Here is a 15,572-nt window from a genome sequence, read left to right as displayed (position 1 = left end):
GACGGTGCTGAAGAACTCGCCTGCGTCCTCCGGCTGGGCCTTGATCATTGTCGTCAGGTCGCCACCGGCGAAGAAGGTCTTCTTCGCGCTGGTGATGACGACGCCGGTGATCGAATCCTTCTCGGCGACAAGGCGTTCGACCGCGTTGTGCATGGACTCGGTGTAGTGCTCGTTCATCACATTGGCCGACCCGGTGGGGTCGTCCAACGTCAGGGTGACGATGCCGTCGGAGTCCTTGTCCCAAGCAATGGTGTTCTCTGCCATGGTCTTAAACCCTCTCGATGATCGTGGCGACACCCATGCCGCCGCCGATACACAGCGTGACCAGCGCGCGCCGCGCGTTGCGGCGCTCGAGCTCGTCGACCATGGTGCCGGTGATCATGGCGCCAGTGGCGCCCAGCGGATGGCCCATCGCGATGGCGCCGCCGTTGACGTTGAGCTTCTCGCCCGGGATGCCGAGGTCCTTCTGGAATTTCAGCACCACCGACGCGAACGCCTCGTTGAGCTCGAACAGGTCGATGTCGTCGATCGTCAGGCCCGAGCGGTCGAGCACCTTACGGGTGGCGGGCGTCGGGCCGGTGAGCATGATGACCGGGTCCGAGCCGCTGGTGGCGGTGGCCACAATGCGGGCCCGCGGGGTCAGTCCCTGAGACTTGCCCGCGGCTTCGGAACCGACCAGCACCAGCGCGGCGCCGTCGACGATGCCGGAGCTGTTGCCGCCGGTGTGGACGTGGTTGATCTTTTCCACCCAGTGGTACTTCTGCAGCGCCACGTCGTCGAAGCCGCCCATCTGGCCGATGCCGTCGAATGCGGTCTTCAGCTTGCCCAGGCCTTCCGGCGTGGTGTCGGGCCGCATGTGCTCGTCGTGGTCGAGGATGACCAGACCATTCTGGTCACGCACCGGCACGACCGACTTCGCGAAATAGCCGCCCGACCAGGCGTCGGCGGCCTTCTGCTGGCTGCGCAGCGCGTAGGCGTCGACGTCCTCGCGGGAGAAGCCTTCGATGGTGGCGATCAGGTCGGCGCCGATGCCTTGCGGCACGAAGCCGACCTGGTAATTGGTCTCGGGGTCGGTCGCCCAGGCGCCGCCGTCCGAGCCCATCGGGACGCGGCTCATCGACTCGACACCGCCGGCCAGCACCAGGTCGTCCCAGCCGGAGCGCACCTTCTGCGCGGCGGTGTTGACGGCTTCCAGACCCGAGGCGCAGAACCGGTTCAGCTGGACGCCACCGGTGGTCTCGGGCAGCCCGGCCGCCAGCACCGCGGTCCGGGCGATGTCGCCGCCCTGGTCGCCGACCGGTGATACCACCCCGAGGATCATGTCGCTGATCAGCGTCTCGTCGAGGTCGGGGAAGCGCCTGCGCAGCTCGTCGACCAGACCGACGACCAGGTTCAGCGGCTTGACCTCGTTCAGGGACCCGTTGCGCTGCTTGCCGCGCGGCGTGCGGATGGCCTCGTAGATGAAGGCTTCTTCGGACATGGGTGATTCTCTTTCCACTGAGTTCAACACCGGGGTTTTTGGATCTGTCCTTGGGACGCTAGTCCTCTGTCGCCCACCCTAACAGGGCGCCCGATCAACCTGTTGGTTGGGCCGCTTCCACGTCAAACGTGAAGCTGGCCGCACACTCGACACCGAACGTGAAGCTGGCCGCACACTCGGGCGCCGACGCATACCCTCGACACCCATGACGGTGTCGCGACTGCAACCCTATGCGACCACGGTGTTCGCGGAAATGTCGGCGCTGGCCGCCCGGGTCGGCGCGGTGAACCTCGGCCAGGGCTTCCCCGACGAAGACGGGCCGCCGGCAATGCTCAAGGCCGCACAGGACGCCATCGCCGAGGGCGTCAACCAATATCCACCGGGAATCGGTATCGCGCCGCTGCGCGAGGCGGTCGCAGCACAGCGCAAGAGGCACTTCGGAGTCGAGTACGACCCGGACACCGAGGTGCTGGTGACGGTCGGGGCCACCGAAGCCATCGCGGCGGCGGTAATCGGCCTGGTCGAGCCGGGCTCCGAGGTGATCTTGATCCAGGCGTTCTACGACTCCTACTCCCCGGTGGTGGCAATGGCCGGCGCCGAGCGGGTCATCGTGCCGCTGGTGCCCGACGGTCGCGGCTTTGCGCTCGATACCGACGCGCTGCGGCGTGCGGTGACACCGCGCACCAGGGCGTTGATCGTCAACTCGCCGCACAACCCCACCGGCACGGTGCTCAGCGAGGCCGAGCTGGCCGCCATCGCCCAAATCGCAGTGGCCACCGACTTGCTGGTCATCACCGACGAGGTCTACGAGCACCTGGTGTACTCGCCCCCTGCAGGCCGCCGGCACTTGCCGCTGGCCGGTTTCGACGGGATGGCCGGGCGCACGATTACCATCTCGAGTGCGGCGAAGATGTTCAACTGCACCGGCTGGAAGATCGGATGGGCCTGCGGGCCAGCCGAACTCATTCTCGGCCTGCGGGCGGCCAAGCAGTATCTGAGTTACGTCGGCGGCGCGCCGTTTCAGCCTGCCGTCGCGCATGCGCTGAACACCGAGGATACCTGGGTGGCAGCGCTGCGAACCTCGTTGCAGCATAAGCGCGACCGGCTAGCGACCGGGTTGGCGCAGGTCGGATTTCGAGTGCACGACAGCTCGGGCACCTACTTCCTGTGCGCCGATCCGCGTCCGTTGGGTTACCACGACAGCACGGCATTCTGCGCCGCGCTACCGGAACGGGTTGGGGTGGCCGCGATCCCGATGACAGCGTTCTGCGATCCCGCTGCAAGTGACTACATGGAGTGGAATCACTTGGTGCGCTTCACCTTCTGTAAGCGCGACGACACGCTCGACGAGGCGATACGGCGACTGGCACGCCTGCGAGACGGGTCGGCTATCTCGGCCGATCCGAACCAGCGGCAGCCATAACCCGCCGTCGCAGGCCCTCGGTCGCGGCATAGAGGACCTTCTTGCGGGCCCGGTTGACCAGGAACTCCGGCAGTGGCGCCGACGGCTCGAGGGTGATCTCGAATCGCACCCGCGTCTTCTCATCGGTTTCGCGCTGCAGGGTGTACTCGACGTGCTGGGCATGCTGCTGCAAAGTTTTGTCGGCATCCCACACCAGCCAGTCCGGCCCCCAGTGGTACTCGAGCACCTCGGTATCGACGATGCCGACAATCCGGACCGTGACCTTCACGTGGTGTGGGCGACCGTCGGGATAAGTGTCGATGACTTCGGCCCGTCTGTGTACCGGGGACCACGACGGCACCGAGCCGACATCGGCCAGCACCTCCAGAATTGCCTCCGGCGGCGCGTCGATGACAACCTCTCGCGATGCTTGTACGGCCACTACTAGCAAGTTAGCAACGCGGCGGTCTTCGCGGACCAGGTTGAGCGGCTTACCCTGGGGTATGTGCAGCAGCTGAGTTGGACCGATGACATGATGCTGCGCGCGGAGAGACCAGCGACGCCATTACAGATTCAGATGCTGCTGATCTATGACCCCTCGACCGCCCCCGGCGGCAAGGTGACCTTCAAGGGGATTCTTGACGAGCTCGACGCCCGGCTGCATCTCGCGGACGTCTTTCGGCGGCGGTTGACCGAGCTGCCGGGCGGTTTCGATAGGCCCTATTGGGTAGATGACCCCAGCTTCGATCTTGAGTATCACGTCCGTCATATCGGGTTGCCGCAGCCTGGTGACTGGCGGCAGCTGTGTATCCAGGTCGCGCGACTGCACGCCCGACAGATCGACCTGCGACGTCCGCCGTGGGAGATCACTGTCATCGAGGGACTGAATTCCGTGCCGGGAGTGCCGAGAGGCTCGTTCGCGATGGCGTTGAAGTTGCACCACTGTGCGGTCGACGGCATGGCGAGCGTTGCGATGATGGCGGCAATGCACGACCTTGCCGCTGATAGCCCACGCCCCGCTGGGCCCGATAGTCCCTGGCGACCCGCCCCTCTTCCAACGGCCGCAAACTTACTCTCGCGCATGGCGATTAACGCGGCGCTCCATCCTTTGCGGGCGGGCGCAGTGCTCGCGTCGAGCACTCCCAAGGCAGTGCGCGGTTTAGCCGGCCTGCCGGGGAAGCTGGTCGGCGGTGTCGTGTCCAGGGTTGCCGAGGGTGGCGGGCCGTTGTTTCCACCGAAGACGCGTTTCAACCAATCGGTGTCACCGCACCGGGTCTTCGAGGCCCGGTTTCACGATCTTGCCGATTTCAAGCGGATCAAGGCGAGCGTCCCCGGCTCGACCGTCAACGATGTGGCGCTCGCCTACGTGGGAGGCGCCCTTCGCGAGTATCTGGATGGCCACGGAGAACTTCCCGACGAATCGCTCGTCGCGGCGTGCCCAATGTCACTGCGCGAGAAGGGCGACCAGACCAGCCAGGGAAACGCGTTGTTCGGCCGGTTGCAAAGCCTCGGTACCGACATCGCCGATCCGCTCGAACGGCTTGCCTCGATCGCCGCGTCGACCGCGGGGAGCCGTTCGGGGTCGGATAAGTCGACCGGGGCCCAGCTGCTCGATCTCATCGGAACAGTGCCGACCGCACTGCTCGGAGCGACTGCGCGGGCCGCGAGCGTGCTTCCGTTCTCTGGCCCGACCGTCGCCAATACGACCGTGACCAACGTGCCAGGACCAACCGAACCGATCTTCTTCAGCGGAGCGCGACTCGTACGCGCCGCCGGCCTCGGGCCGCTGATAGGCGGCCTGAACCTTATTCATGTCGTTGCGAGCTACAACGGAACTTTGTCGATCAGCGCTACCGCGGACCGCGACGCCCTGCCGGACCCGGCGACGTATGCCGACTGCATGGAGCACGCGTTTCAGGGGTTGCTCGTCGGCGCGAGCTGAGCTGGTTGAGCCTGACGCCGATTATTTCGGCTGATCCAATCCCAGGTCGGATCCCATTAAGCCGATGACTTGATCCCGCAGTCCCTTGGTCGCGGCGTCCAACACGATTTTGCTCGCCCGCTTGACGACGAAGGCGGGAACCGGCCCGGACGGTTCGACGGTGATGTCGAAACGCACCCGGGTCTTATCGACGCCCACCCGCTGCAGGTTGTATTCCACGTGCTGCCCGCGCTGCTGGAAGGTATCGTCGGCATCCCACACCACCCAATTGGGACCCCAGTGATATTCCAGGATTTCGTTGTCGACGAGCCCGAAGATCTTGATGGTCGCCTTAACGTGGTGGGGTCGACCGTCGGCGTACCAGTCGAGAACCTCGATCCGCTTGTGCACCGGTGACCACGACGACAGCGACCCGACGTCGGCCAGCGCTTCCAGGATCACTTCCGGCGGCGCGTCGATGAGGATCTCTCGCGATGCTCGTACGGCCACTACGTCAAAGCTAGCAAGGCGACCCGGCTGACGGGTTGATTACCAGCCGATTTCGCCCAGCGGTGTCGTTGCTCGCGGCGGTGGCCCGACCGGTCCGGCCGGTGTGCGGGAGAACCGCGGCGCGGGCGCGGCCTGGTCGACGCCGTTGGCACTGATCACCGTCGCCCGGGCGATCAGATGCGCGTCGGCGGCGGCCTCGCTCCAGGTCAGCACCGGGGTGACGCACGCGTCGGTGCCGGTGAATATCTCCGCCCATTCGTCACGGGTCTTGCTCGCGAACCGTGTGGTGAAAACCTCGAACATCTTTGGGTACAAACCGATTTCGAATTGGCTCGGAACTTCGTCGGGCGACAATCCGAGCCCGGCGAGCAGTTCGGCGAAGAACTGCGGCTCGATTGCGCCGACGGCCATGTACTTACCGTCGGCGGTCTCGTAGCAGCGATAAAACGGGGCGCCGCCGTCGAGCAGAAATGCTTCACGCTCGTCGCGCAGAGCTCCGGTCGACTTCATCGTCCACATCATCTGCGTGAGCACGCTGACGCCATCGACCATCGCCGCGTCCACCACCTGACCGACCCCGGACCGCTCTCGCTCGTACAACGCCGCCACGATGCCCAGCAACACGAACATCGAACCGCCACCGAAGTCGGCGACCAGATTCAGCGGCGGCATCGGCGGCCGGTCGCGGTAGCCCAGCGCCGACAGCGCCCCGGTTTGGGACAGGTAGTTGATGTCATGGCCGGCGGTGTTGGCGCGTGGACCATCCTGTCCCCATCCGGTGATGCGGGCGAAGATCAGCCGCGGGTTGACCGTGGCGCAATCGTCGGGGCCGACGCCGAGGCGCTCGCAGGTGCCGGGCCGGAAACAGTCCAGCAGCACGTCGGCTTTGGCGGCCAACTCCAGGAGTGCCTGCGGATCCGTCTTGACGTCCAGGTCGACGATTCGCTTTCCGCGGTGCAGCAGGTCGCGGTCCTCGGCAGGCATCGTCAGTCCGCCGGGACGCCGAACCCGAACCACGTCGGCGCCCAGATCCGCGAGCACCATCGCGGCGTGTGGGCCCGGTCCGATGCCGCCAAGTTCGATAACTCGCACACCGGCCAGCGGCCCGGTCAAGCCCGGCCCTTACCCATGCTCAGCACCCGTTGACGCAAGCCCTCGGTCCCTGCGTCGATGCTCCCTTTAATGGCGCGTTTCAGGACGAAGCCGGGCAGCGGTACCACTGGGTCGACGCTGATCTGGAACTTCACCTTGGTGCGCTCGCCGTCCGGTATCAACGTGTACGAGGCATCCTGCGAACGCTGCTGGGCCGAGCTGACCAACGTCCAACTCACTTTGTTGCAGCTCCACGTGTAGGCCACGACCTGCTCATCGGTGATCCCGGCCGTCTTCACCTTCATCTTGGCTTTGATGGGTCGTCCTTCCGTGTCTCTCTCGAGAACTTCAGAGCTCTGGTACGGCGGCGACCACTCGGTCAGCGACTCCAGATCGGCAATGACAGCGAGGATCTCCGCCGGGGTCGCCTCGATGACTATCTCGCGGGTTTCGTTGATTGCCATGTCCGGACGATAGCGAGGTAGCGCCGCGGGGAGGGCGTTTTCGACCGCAGACGCGTAGCCTCGTCGTCGTGACTGTTCGTGTTTCGGAGCCGGTCGCTCCCCGCTACACCGTCGGTGACTACCTGCTGGACCGCCTGGTAGAGCTCGGCGTTTCCGAAGTCTTCGGAGTCCCCGGCGACTACAACCTCGAATTCCTTGACCACATCGTCGCCCATCCCGACATTCGGTGGGTCGGGAACGCCAACGAACTCAATGCCGGCTATGCCGCCGATGGATACGGCCGTCTGCGCGGAATGTCAGCTGTGCTAACCACATTCGGGGTCGGCGAGCTCTCGGCGGCCAATGCGATTGCGGGCAGTTACGCCGAGCATGTGCCCGTGGTGCACATCGTCGGCGGGCCATCGAAAGACGCGCAGGGCACTCGTCGGGCTCTGCATCATTCGCTGGGCGACGGCGATTTCGAGCATTTCCTGCGGGTAAGCCGCGAAATCACCTGTGCCCAAGCCAATCTCATGCCAGCGACGGCCACCAGGGAAATCGACCGGGTGCTCAGCGAGGTACGGGAGCAGCGGCGGCCCGGATACCTTCTGCTGCCCACCGACGTCGCGCGCTTCGAAACCGAGCGGCCTACCGCACCGTTGCCACGCTATACCGGGGGTACCAGCCCACGGGCCCTTGCTCTGTTTACCGAAGCCGCAGCCGAACTCATCGCAGACCAACGATTGACCGTGCTGGCCGACCTCTTGGTCCATCGTCTGAACGCCGTCGACAAGCTCGAGGCACTGCTGGCCGCCGACGTGGTACCCCATGCCACGCTGATGTGGGGCAAAAGCCTGGTCGACGAGAGCGCGCCGGAATTCCTGGGTATCTACGCCGGCGCGGCCAGCGCCGAACCGGTGCGCCGGGCGATCGAAGAAGCGCCGGTACTGGTGACCGCAGGAGTCGTATTCACCGACATGGTGAGCGGCTTCTTCAGCCAGCGCATCGATCCGGCCAAGACCATCGACGTCGCAGTACAGCAGAGCACGGTCGGCAATCAGGTGTTCGCGCCGCTGGAGATGGAGGCCGCGCTGGAAGCGCTGACTACGATTATGATCCGCCGTGGGATCACCTCTCCACCCATCGCATCGACGCCCGACGACGTGTTCGTGGAAACCCTTGACCGCGACGAGCCCCTCAGCCAAAAAGTCTTGTGGGACAGGTTCTGCGAGGCACTGACACCCGGCAATGTGGTGCTTGCGGATCAGGGCACCTCCTTCTACGGCATGGCCACTCACCGCCTTCCCCGCGGCGTGACCTTCATCGGCCAACCGTTGTGGGGTTCGATCGGATACACGCTGCCCGCCACACTCGGCGCGGGGCTCGCGCATCGAGATCGGCGTCCGGTGTTACTGATCGGCGACGGCGCCGCGCAGCTGACGGTTCAGGAGCTTGGCACCTTCTCCCGGGAAGGCCTGTCGCCGGTCATCGTCGTGGTCAACAACGACGGCTACACCGTCGAACGGATGATCCACGGAAAGGACGAGCCCTACAACGACATCGTGAGCTGGTGTTGGGCCGAGATTCCCAACGCGCTCGGTGTGACCAACCATCTCACGTTTCGGGCCCAAACCTACGGCGAGCTCGACGACGCCTTCGTCGCGGCGGCTAACCACCGGGACCGGATGGTGCTCATCGAGGCGGTCGTGCCGCGCCTGGATGCCCCGGACCTGTTGAACGATCTGGCCCGACCCACATCTCCGGATGGCAGCCCGCGTCGCTGAACTGCTTGTCGCTCAGCCGCGCAACCGACCCCGATCCGCGGTCGATGCGCCGAGCAGCGAGCGCAGCGTGCGCCGGCATCGGCCGCAGTCAGCACCCGCCCCGCACGCCGCGGCGATCTGATTGGTCGTCAATGCCCCTTTGGCGATGGCGTCGGCCACCACCTGGCTGGTGATGCCGTTACACAGGCAGACGAACACCGAGTGGTCCGTTCACTCGTCGATCCGCATCATGTCGAAGAACTTGCCCACAAACACCGGCGGGTATGCGCCCACCCCAGCCCTGGCTATCCACGGGGCCGCGATGTCGGGATGATCGATCCAGCGCCGCGCGGAATCCTCGTCGTCGAGATGCTGCAGGATCATCACCTCGTGCCCGTCGTCGAACGCTCGGAAGATCCACGTCTTTCGGACACCTGCCGCGGCGAACCTGGTCAGCCCCGCGCGCACTTCCTGGGTCAGGACGGACACGTCGTCGACCGATGCGATCGCGGCGACCACCACGCTGGGAGGCGCCGGGTTCGACGGTGGCGACGCCTCGAACCGCTCGACGATCTCACCGGCGAAGACCGCCGGAATGTCTTCTACACCAACCAAATCGAACCAGTCGAAGAACGCTCGCGACCGTAGCAGTTCCACAATCGGCTCTCGGCTGCGCACACGGATCGTCACCAGCACGCGACCGTAGTCATGTGTCGATGTGTAGACCAGCACCTGGTGCGCACCGATACCGGCCAACTCCGATTTGCGGCGTTGCAGTAGCGGCCAGACCCGCTCCGGGTTGGGCACGCGATAGTCCGACGCGATGACCATTGAATGCGCTTGCGGATCTGGGGAGCTCACCGAAGTTGGTCCTTCATCACCTTGCCGGTCGCGTTCAGCGGCAGCTCGCTGAGAAACTCAACATACCGCGGGGCTTTGAAACCAGCCATCCGATCGCGGCACCAGGCGATCAAATCGTCCTCGGAGACCAATGCTTTCGGCACCACAAAGGCCTTACCCACCTGGCCGAGCCGCTGATCGGGAACACCGATCACCGCGACCTGAGCAACCGCGGGGTGTTCCAACATGAAGCCCTCGATCTCAGCCGGGTACGCGTTGAACCCGCCGACGATGAACATGTCCTTTTTACGCCCATCGATGCGCAGCCGACCGGCCGCATCGAAGTTCCCCAAGTCGCCGGTGTGCAGCCAGCCCTCGTCGTCGATCGCCTTCGCGGTGGCGTCCGGGTCGTCCAGGTATCCCTGCATCACGCCATAGCCGCGGACCAGCACCTCGCCGTCCTCGGCGACGCGAACCCGCACTCCCTCGCAGGGCAGGCCCGCGGTGGTGGCCACATCCTCGAAGGAGTCACCGGGCCGCGACAAGGTGACGTTGCCCGCCTCGGTGAGCCCGTAACCGGTCATCAGCGTCTGGAACGGCAGTTCGCCGTGTATGCGACGAACCAGTTCGACGGGGATGTCGGCGGCGCCGGTCACGCCTGCTCGCAGAGTCGACAGCCTGGCTTTGTCGCGAACAGCCAGCAACGAGTGGTACAGCGTCGGCGGGCCGGGCAGCATCGTAATGCGCTCGCGTTCAATAAGATCCACCACGGCATCGACGTCGAATACCGCGACCGGCAGCATCGTCGCGCCGCGCAGAAAGGACGTGACGAGGCCCGCCTTCAAGCCGAAGGTGTGGAAGTAGGGGTTGATCTGCAGATAGCGGTCGCCTTCGCGCAGATCAGCCAGTGTCGACCACTCTTCGTACATGCGCAGCGTTTGGCGATGATTCATCATCGCGCCCTTCGGGCGGCCGGTCGTGCCCGAGGTGAAGATGATGTCCGAGACGTCGGTGCCGTTCACGGTGCGCTCGAACGGCGAACCACTGGAGAGAAAGTCGGATTTGAGCTCGACGACCGGTATCCCCGCGGGCGCGGTGTAGTCCTGGTCCAAGAATCCTTTCTGCACCAGAACGGCTTTCGCTCCGCTGCGGGTGATGATGTCGGCCGCTTCGTCCGTCTTGAACCGGGTGTTGACCGGTACCAGCACACCACCCGCAGCCAGCAGCCCGAACGCCGCGATGATCCACTCCGCGGAATTGGGCGCCCAGACCGCGACCCGATCGCCTTGATCGATACCGAGGTCAGCGAAAGCGCCTGCAGCGCGGCGTATTCGCTCGACAGCTTCGGTGAAGGTGAAGCGCAGCGGACCGTCGACAATCGCTTCTGCGTCGCCGAAGCGGTCCGCCGCGCTCAAGACCATCTCGGGGATGGTCTGCCAGTTTAGCCGGCCTGTCACACCGTGACGAGACGACCGAGGTTACCGCCCATGATCTTTGCTTGATCTTCGACCGGCAGGTGCGCCAGCGCGTTGATGTAGAAGGTCGGCTCCGCCAGCCCCTCCGGGTGCGGCCAGTCCGAGCCGTACAGCACCTGATCCACACCGACGAGGTTGACCAGATCGTCGATGCCGTCCTCGAAGAACGGGCTGACGTGGATTCGGTTCTTGATCATCTCGACGGGGTCGCTCGGGAAAGCTTCCGGGGCCTTCCGGTAGACCTCCGCCAGGCCGTCGAGCAGCGGCAACATCCACTTCGAACCGGCCTCGACGATCGCGACCTTCAGCTTGGGATGGCGGTAGAGCGCGCCGTGGATCACCCACGAGCCCACCGAATCCTGGATCGGCCGCCACTCGTTGAGGATGCCCATCGCATTGGTTTGGAATGGCAGCATCTCCTGGTCGGCACCGTCCCACTCGGACGTGTACCGGGAGTAGCCGCTGTCGCTGGAGTGCATGCCGACCAGCAGGTCGTGCTCGACGACCCGCTCCCAGAACGGGTCGAACTCGGGCAGCGCGAACGACCGGGGACCACGGAAGCCGGGAACCGGTGCCGGGCGGACCAAGATGCATCGAGCGCCGCGCTTGACTACCCACTCCAGCTCCTCGATCGCCTTCTCCACGATCGGCAGGGTGATGACGGGGGTGGTGAAGATGCGGTTCTGGTAGTTGAAGCCCCAGACCTCATCGAGCCACTGGTTCAGCGAATGGATCAGGACGTGGATGGCGACCGGGTCGTCGCGCAGCCGCTCCTCGAGCAGGCTGGCCAGAGTCGGGAACATCAGGGTGCGGTCCATTCCCAACTCGTTCATCTGCTCCAGGCGTGGGCCGGGCTCGAAGAACGCCGGGATCGCACGCATCGGCTCACCGAACAGTTCGCGCTTGGTCTTGCCTTCCGGGTTGCCGAACTTGAAGTACTCCTCCCAGGCACCCGGCCGGGCGACGACCTCGAAGGTCGGGTTGGGAATGTAGTTGCTGATCTGGCCGCGGATCGCGATCTTGGTGCGCCCGTCGACCTGTACGTACTGGACGTAGCCCTTGTACTCCTTGGGCAGGAACTTCGTCAGCGCCTCCGGCGGCTCGTAGAGGTGATTATCCGCGTCAAAGAGCGGGAACGGAACGTCCTCGCGGTGCGACAACTGCCCCATGAAATCCTCCTTCGCAATTTGTGAGAATAATATTCTCACCCCGAGGCTAGCGCAACGTGCTCTGGATGCCGTCACGCACCAGACGCTTCTGCACTTTGCCGCTCGCCGTGCGCGGATAGTCGGCGACTTCGAGCAAGATCTCCGGCCACTTCTGCCGGGCCACCCCTTGCCCGGCGAAATGCGCGCGCACGTCGTCGGCCGTCGGCAATGCGTGGCCCGGCTTGAGCCGCAGCACGGCGGCGACGCGTTCACCAAGGCCGGCGTCGGGGGCCGCGACCACCACAGCCTCGGCGATACCGGGCATCCCGAGCAGCACCTCTTCGACTTCCACCGCGCTGATGTTCTCGCCGCCGCGGATGATGACGTCCGCCTTCCGGTCGGTGATGGTGAGGTAGCCGTCCGCATCGAGCACGCCGATATCGCCGGTGTGATACCAGCCGTCGTCGTCGAAGGCGGCGGCGGTCAGTGCATCGTCGGTGTAGCCCAGGCACAGGTCTGGGCCGCGGCTCATTATCTCGCCGTCGGCCGCCAACCGGATCTCCACTCCCGGCATCGGGTTGCCGTCGGTGAGCAGGCGCTTGTCTTCCGGCGCGTCCAACGTCGACCCGGTGATCGACGGGTGCTCGCTGCTGCCGTAGGACCGGAACACGATGATGCCCAGATCCGAGAGCCGTCGGGTCACCGCCGCCGGTACTGTCGACCCGCCCAGTCCGAGGGTCTTGATCCGGGCCCGATGCGCGGGCGTGCAATCGGGATGATCGAGCAGGCTGGTGACGAAGTAGGGTGGGCCGCCGCCAAGGGTGAGGCCGTCGCGGTCCATCAACGCCAGCACTTCGGCCGGATCCCAGTTGTCGATCAGATGCACCGACCCACCGTTGAGCACCGGGATCAGCAAAGCAGCAAGCATTCCGATGAAGTGGCCGACCGGTGTTGCGGTCAGCTGGTTGTCGCCGATCGACCGGATCTGGCCGGACAGCTGACGCGCCTCGCAGACCAGGCTGCGATGGCTGTGCACGACGCCCTTGGGCGCGCTGGTCGTGCCGGAGGTGAACGCGATCAAAGCGGGTCCCGCTGGGTCGGCAGCGACGGTGCCGGCCATCGGTTCGTCGGCGAGCAGATCGTCGAAGTCCCGGCCGACCAGCCCGACGATCGGAACCTCCGAACACAGATCGGGCTGATAGGTCATCCGGCCGAACTCCTCGGCGGTGACGAACACTTGCGGTTTGGCGGAGGACAGGATGTGCGCCAGCTCCTTGCGGCCGTAGAAGTGCACGATCGGCACCAGAGCCGCCCCCAGGAACGCCGCCGCCCAAAACGTCGCAGCGGCCTCCATCCAGTTCGGCAGCTGAAAAGCGACCACGTCACCGGCGCCGACGCCGCGGGCGCGCAAGCCGGCCGCGAGCCGACGGGCCACGTGCTCGACGTCTCCGAGCGTGCCCGCCCATGGCCGTACCGCCGAATACGCGCGAAACCGCGCGTCCGGAGCGGCGTGCAACCCGTCGGCCAGCACCTGCCCGAGGGTCTCGCGGGTCCACCAGCCCGATTCCTCGTATCGCGTCACCAGTTCGACGGGAATATTGCGCATTGGCTCTAGCCTCCGACCGGCAAACGTTAGGGTCCTTGAGACGGCTGTAAGAAGACTATGACTAAACGAGCCGATGCTATTCTCCGCTGAGGAGAATGCCAATTTCGCGCGATGGGAAGCGGCGCATGGTGGACGTGGAGTTCGACCAGGGGCTTGCGGTGCTCACCATCGACCGTCCACACGCGCGCAACGCCATCTCCCTGGAGACGATGGACCAGTTGGAGAAGGCGCTCGATGCGGCCGAGGGCGCCAGCGCCCTGGCCATCACCGGGGCCGGTGACCGGGCGTTCGTGTCCGGCGGGGACCTCAAAGAGCTCAGCACAATCCGGACCGAGGAAGACGCGGCGGCGATGGCCCGGCGGATGCGATCGATCTGCGACCGGCTGGCGAGCTTTCCCGCGCCGGTGATCGCCGCACTCAACGGTCACGCGCTCGGCGGTGGGGCCGAGGTCGCCGTGGCCGCCGACATCCGCCTGGCCGCCGACGACATCAAGATCGGCTTCAATCAGGTGACCCTGGAGATCATGCCGGCCTGGGGCGGCGCCGAGCGGTTGGCCGCATTGGTCGGCAAGAGCAGGGCACTGCTGTTGGCCGGAACCGGCACCGTGCTCGATGCCGCAGATGCCGAACGAATCGGACTGATCGACCAGGTGCTGCCGCGATCCACCTTCGACCAGGACTGGCGACGGGTGGCGCGGGCACTTTCGGCCCGTCCCGCCGGCGAGATCAAGCGTGTCATCGACGGGGTCTCGCCCGAGGAAGCCGTGAAAGCGTTTGCGCGGTTATGGGTTGGCGATGCGCACTGGCGAGCCGCCGATCGGGTGATGAACCGCAGCGCCAAGGTAGGAGGTGCGATGTGAAAACAGTCAGTAGGTCTCTGCTGGGCGCAACGTTGGCGATGGTGGTGACCGCTACGACTTTCGCCGCGCCGTCACGGGCGGATGACCCGGTCATGCATCCGGTCAGGTATGTCGTCACGGCCGCCAGTCCCATCTATGCCGACATCTACTACCTGGATCAGCAGCCGCAAAAGTTCTCCGACTACAGCCACAACCCCTACCAGTTCACGCCCAACGTCCAAGCCGATATCGCGCCGGGCCACCCCTGGGTCTCACCGGTGGTGATGCTGTCGGATCCCAACGACTACGCCATGGTCACAGTCAGCACCGGTACCGAGCCGGGCACGCCGCAGTTTCACTGTGCTCTCATCGTCGACGGGGCGGTGGTCGTCTCGAAGGACGGCGCCAAGGGCGTGCTCTGTTCGCTGCGTAACTGGTGAGCCGGCAAACCCTCAGGGTCGCCCTCCAGCCGGTAGAGGTAACGCTCGACGAACTCGACGGTTTCGGCATGCCCGGCGGACATGCCGAGGACCTGCTCGATCACCAGGACCCGGGAGACGCTTGTCATCAGCACCGACCACACCAGCGGGGGCACCTCCGCCGGGTCGATGCGGTAGCGACCGAGGACCGTCGTCAGCGCCTTTTGTTGCTCGTCGCGGAAACGCTCCGCGTAGTAGGCAATTTCGGCTTTGAGCGCTTTGCGGTGGTTGGCCAGCGCGATGAACTCCATCGTGATCGCGGTAGCCGCCGGATCGGTGCTGAACCGCCACAGCGCCCACAATGGTTGCCGCGCCTGCAACACCTGCGCTTGCACTTCAAGGCCTTGTTCGGCGCGGCGGCGGAACGCCGCCAAGAACAACTCGTCCATCGTGCGGAAGTAGTAGTGGACGAGTTGCGGCTTCAGCGCCGCCTTCTCCGCGACACGACGGGAAGTGACTGCGGCATAACCCTCTTCGAGCATCAACTGTTCAGCGGCGTCGAGCAGCACGCCGCGGTTCTTGGCGTCGGGTGCCCCGATTCTGCGCGCCGAAGTCATGCCTTGGCTCCAAACTC

At 65.3% G+C, this 15,572-nt stretch carries 17 protein-coding genes; 5 read left to right on the top strand and 12 right to left on the bottom strand.

Features of this window, described 5'->3' with window-relative positions; translation table 11 throughout:
* Both VNW74_RS13270 and VNW74_RS13265 read right to left on the bottom strand, forming a co-directional pair.
* Window positions 1-264, bottom strand: a 264-nt coding sequence (locus tag VNW74_RS13270) for an enoyl-CoA hydratase-related protein (RefSeq protein WP_325677477.1), incomplete at its 3' end; no start/stop codon positions are given.
* 4 nt (window positions 265-268) lie between these two features.
* On the bottom strand, window positions 269-1,480 hold the full coding sequence (locus VNW74_RS13265; protein ID WP_325677476.1) for an acetyl-CoA C-acetyltransferase: 1,212 nt from the start codon (window positions 1,478-1,480) through the stop codon (window positions 269-271).
* A gap of 205 nt (window positions 1,481-1,685) precedes the next feature.
* On the opposite strand from VNW74_RS13265, the gene VNW74_RS13260 reads away from it, so the two are divergent.
* The gene (locus VNW74_RS13260; RefSeq protein WP_325677475.1) at window positions 1,686-2,903 is read left to right on the top strand and encodes a pyridoxal phosphate-dependent aminotransferase; all 1,218 of its coding nucleotides are present in this window, start codon (window positions 1,686-1,688) and stop codon (window positions 2,901-2,903) included.
* Here VNW74_RS13260 and VNW74_RS13255 read toward each other — a convergent pair.
* Window positions 2,869-3,324: an SRPBCC family protein gene (locus VNW74_RS13255; RefSeq protein ID WP_325677474.1), complete on the bottom strand. Its 456-nt coding sequence runs from the start codon at window positions 3,322-3,324 to the stop codon at window positions 2,869-2,871. The two genes, VNW74_RS13260 and VNW74_RS13255, sit on opposite strands and share 35 nt — an antisense overlap.
* Before the next feature lie 63 nt (window positions 3,325-3,387).
* Between VNW74_RS13255 and VNW74_RS13250 the strand changes: the two genes are divergently transcribed.
* Complete coding sequence (locus tag VNW74_RS13250) at window positions 3,388-4,824, top strand: wax ester/triacylglycerol synthase family O-acyltransferase (protein ID WP_325677473.1); 1,437 nt, start codon at window positions 3,388-3,390, stop codon at window positions 4,822-4,824.
* A gap of 21 nt (window positions 4,825-4,845) precedes the next feature.
* Here the strand turns inward: VNW74_RS13250 and VNW74_RS13245 are convergent, their stop codons facing one another.
* The 3 genes from VNW74_RS13245 to VNW74_RS13235 are packed head-to-tail and all read right to left on the bottom strand — an operon-like array spanning window position 4,846 to window position 6,869.
* Window positions 4,846-5,313: an SRPBCC family protein gene (locus VNW74_RS13245; protein ID WP_325677472.1), complete on the bottom strand. Its 468-nt coding sequence runs from the start codon at window positions 5,311-5,313 to the stop codon at window positions 4,846-4,848.
* A 39-nt stretch (window positions 5,314-5,352) separates the two neighbouring features.
* Entirely contained in the window at window positions 5,353-6,426 is a 1,074-nt protein-coding gene (locus VNW74_RS13240) for a CaiB/BaiF CoA-transferase family protein (RefSeq protein WP_325677470.1), read from the bottom strand.
* Complete coding sequence (locus VNW74_RS13235; RefSeq protein ID WP_325677468.1) at window positions 6,423-6,869, bottom strand: SRPBCC family protein; 447 nt, start codon at window positions 6,867-6,869, stop codon at window positions 6,423-6,425. The genes VNW74_RS13240 and VNW74_RS13235 overlap by 4 nt, the downstream gene beginning before the upstream one ends.
* A 68-nt stretch (window positions 6,870-6,937) precedes the next feature.
* On the opposite strand from VNW74_RS13235, the gene VNW74_RS13230 reads away from it, so the two are divergent.
* Window positions 6,938-8,632, top strand: coding sequence for an alpha-keto acid decarboxylase family protein (locus VNW74_RS13230; RefSeq protein WP_325677466.1), 1,695 nt, complete (start codon window positions 6,938-6,940; stop codon window positions 8,630-8,632).
* Window positions 8,633-8,644: 12 nt separating this feature from the next.
* Here VNW74_RS13230 and VNW74_RS13225 read toward each other — a convergent pair whose 3' ends face one another.
* Genes VNW74_RS13225 through VNW74_RS13205 form a run of 5 tightly spaced genes read right to left on the bottom strand, consistent with a single transcriptional unit; the run spans window position 8,645 to window position 13,680 of the window.
* Window positions 8,645-8,830 carry a (2Fe-2S)-binding protein gene (locus VNW74_RS13225; protein WP_325677464.1) on the bottom strand — a complete coding sequence of 62 codons (186 nt, stop codon included), beginning with the start codon at window positions 8,828-8,830 and terminating at the stop codon, window positions 8,645-8,647.
* Window positions 8,831-8,842: 12 nt separating this feature from the next.
* Window positions 8,843-9,442 (bottom strand): fatty-acid--CoA ligase, encoded by a 600-nt coding sequence (locus tag VNW74_RS13220; protein WP_325677487.1) that lies wholly within the window; start codon window positions 9,440-9,442, stop codon window positions 8,843-8,845.
* A 26-nt stretch (window positions 9,443-9,468) separates the two neighbouring features.
* Window positions 9,469-10,872 carry a FadD3 family acyl-CoA ligase gene (locus VNW74_RS13215; protein ID WP_325677485.1) on the bottom strand — a complete coding sequence of 468 codons (1,404 nt, stop codon included), beginning with the start codon at window positions 10,870-10,872 and terminating at the stop codon, window positions 9,469-9,471.
* A gap of 32 nt (window positions 10,873-10,904) precedes the next feature.
* Complete coding sequence (locus tag VNW74_RS13210) at window positions 10,905-12,095, bottom strand: amidohydrolase family protein (RefSeq protein ID WP_325677462.1); 1,191 nt, start codon at window positions 12,093-12,095, stop codon at window positions 10,905-10,907.
* Between the two features lie 46 nt (window positions 12,096-12,141).
* Window positions 12,142-13,680, bottom strand: coding sequence for an AMP-binding protein (locus tag VNW74_RS13205; RefSeq protein WP_325677460.1), 1,539 nt, complete (start codon window positions 13,678-13,680; stop codon window positions 12,142-12,144).
* Window positions 13,681-13,805: 125 nt separating this feature from the next.
* On the opposite strand from VNW74_RS13205, the gene VNW74_RS13200 reads away from it, so the two are divergent.
* Window positions 13,806-14,540 carry an enoyl-CoA hydratase/isomerase family protein gene (locus tag VNW74_RS13200; RefSeq protein WP_325677483.1) on the top strand — a complete coding sequence of 245 codons (735 nt, stop codon included), beginning with the start codon at window positions 13,806-13,808 and terminating at the stop codon, window positions 14,538-14,540.
* Window positions 14,541-14,578: 38 nt separating this feature from the next.
* On the top strand, window positions 14,579-14,959 hold the full coding sequence (locus tag VNW74_RS13195) for a hypothetical protein (protein ID WP_325677481.1): 381 nt from the start codon (window positions 14,579-14,581) through the stop codon (window positions 14,957-14,959).
* Here the strand turns inward: VNW74_RS13195 and VNW74_RS13190 are convergent.
* Window positions 14,875-15,555, bottom strand: coding sequence for a helix-turn-helix domain-containing protein (locus VNW74_RS13190; RefSeq protein ID WP_325677479.1), 681 nt, complete (start codon window positions 15,553-15,555; stop codon window positions 14,875-14,877). The two genes, VNW74_RS13195 and VNW74_RS13190, sit on opposite strands and share 85 nt — an antisense overlap.
* Window positions 15,556-15,572 lie beyond the last annotated feature (17 nt).

This window comes from Mycobacterium sp. (assembly GCF_035570115.1).
Taxonomy (GTDB): Bacteria; Actinomycetota; Actinomycetes; order Mycobacteriales; family Mycobacteriaceae; genus Mycobacterium.
The sequence above is the reverse complement of the archived record's forward strand: the minus strand, read 5'-3'. Positions and strand labels throughout refer to the sequence as shown.